General features: G+C 50.1%; 2 protein-coding genes. One reads left to right on the plus strand and one right to left on the minus strand.

Annotated elements, in window-relative coordinates; all coding sequences use genetic code 11:
* The coding region (locus RMO27_RS12610) for a leucyl aminopeptidase (protein ID WP_309732964.1) at positions 1–1,446 on the minus strand (1,446 nt) is incomplete at its 3' end.
* Positions 1,447–1,638: 192 nt separating this feature from the next.
* Here RMO27_RS12610 and RMO27_RS12615 point away from each other — a divergent pair.
* A partial coding sequence (locus tag RMO27_RS12615) for an alpha/beta fold hydrolase (RefSeq protein WP_396133698.1) occupies positions 1,639–1,847 on the plus strand: 209 nt, incomplete at its 3' end.

The following is a 1,847-nucleotide window of genomic DNA, read 5'->3' on the forward strand; positions in this document are numbered from 1 at the left end:
GACGGGATGACCCGTTGCGCCAGCATTATTCACCCCGCTCTCTTTATCGCACCAAACTGGCCCAGCCACATCTAGATGCGCCCAGGGTGTATCTTTGACAAACTGCTTGAGGAATAAAGCTGCGGTAATCGAACCACCCCCGCGCGGGCCGGTATTTTTGAGATCGGCGATCGGGGATTTAATCCCATCGAAATATTTGTCAGCTAGCGGCATCTGCCAGAAATTTTCACCAGCTAATTCTGCCGCAGCCAGAATGCCATCGGCGAGGGACTGTTCGGGACTCCATAAGCCAGCAATATCGTCGCCGAGAGCAACGATACAAGCACCTGTCAGTGTGGCTAGATCGACGATCGCATCCAAGCCCAATTTATCGGCATACACCAACGCGTCAGCCAGCGTTAACCGCCCTTCAGCATCAGTATTGTTAATTTCGATCGTTTTGCCATTAGAAGCGGTCAGGATATCACCAGGGTGCATTGCCCGCCCGCTAATCATGTTTTCAGTGACCGCACTAATGAAGTGAACTTCGACATCGGGCTTGATTTGGCCGATCGCTTTAGCCGCCCCAAACATCGCGGCTGCACCACCCATATCGATCTTCATCGTTTCGATACCGCTCCCAGCACCCTTGATATTCAAGCCACCCGAATCAAAGGTCAAGCCCTTCCCGACGATCGCCAGTTTGCGGCGGGGCGTACCGGCGGGGGTATAAGTCAGATGGATAAATTTCGGTGGCATTTCCGAAGCTTGGGCCACACCTAGAAATGCTCCCATCCCTAATGCTTCACACTCAGCTTGCTCCAAGATTTTGAGCGCGAAGCCATAATCTTTGGACATCTGGATCGCGGTTTCGGCCATACTCATCGGCGTGACGACATTTGCTGGAGCGGCGACTAGTTCGCGCGCCAAAATGACGCCATCAGCGATCGCGTGGGCTTTACTAATTGCCGCATCGGTACCAGCTTTGTCCAGGAGATGAACTTCGGTCAGTTTGAGCTGATGTTCGGGCTTGACTTCGGACTTGAAGCGATTGTCTTGATGCAGTGCTAAGAGCAAACCTTCACTAATTACTTGGGCGGTTGTCGCTCGATCGTTATTCCAGATGGGCAGACTGATTCCCACTGTTTTGGCTTTCTCGCGTTTGGCGGTGCGTGCGATCGTCGCGCCAGCTTTGCGGAGGGTATCGAGCTTGAGATCCCCCACCTTGCCCAATCCCACCAACATAATTTTGTGAATTGGGGTATTGACACCCACGCGAGTGACCGCACTGCTGGATTTAGCACCTTTGAATTCTGTTTCAGCAATCAATGCGGCGATGACACCTGCTAATTTGGTATTGAGTTCGGCTAGATCGCCACTGAGTTCGACCGTATCTTCAAAAAACCCAATCGCCAAAAGATCTCCAGTCCATTCTAGACGTGTGGTAGCGATCGCTTTGATATCCATATTTACGTTTTGTAGGGGTAATTTCGAGAGTATTTGCGTGCGGGATTTTTCAGGAACCACCTCCCGACATTGACTCTCAGATTGAATTCAATATCCTGCTATTGTAGCAATCCTCGGCAGCATCCCCATTTACCGATCGCGGTATAATCTGGGTTGTTGGTTAATGATGACGCACATACTCGATCGCCTAACATGTATCGATGGCACTTTAATTTGACAGGTAATGCTCCTCGGGATCGGCACCACCGAGACGCATTGCCAATATTATTACTACTACATGGTTGGATGGGTAGTGGTGAAGATTATGCAGAAATAATTGAATCATTAAAATCGCAATTTTATTGTATTGCGATCGATCTACCAGCCCATGGCAAGACTCAAGTTATCGATGAAGCTACTGG

Source organism: Chamaesiphon sp. OTE_75_metabat_556 (assembly GCF_031378165.1).
GTDB lineage: Bacteria > Cyanobacteriota > Cyanobacteriia > Cyanobacteriales > Chamaesiphonaceae > Chamaesiphon.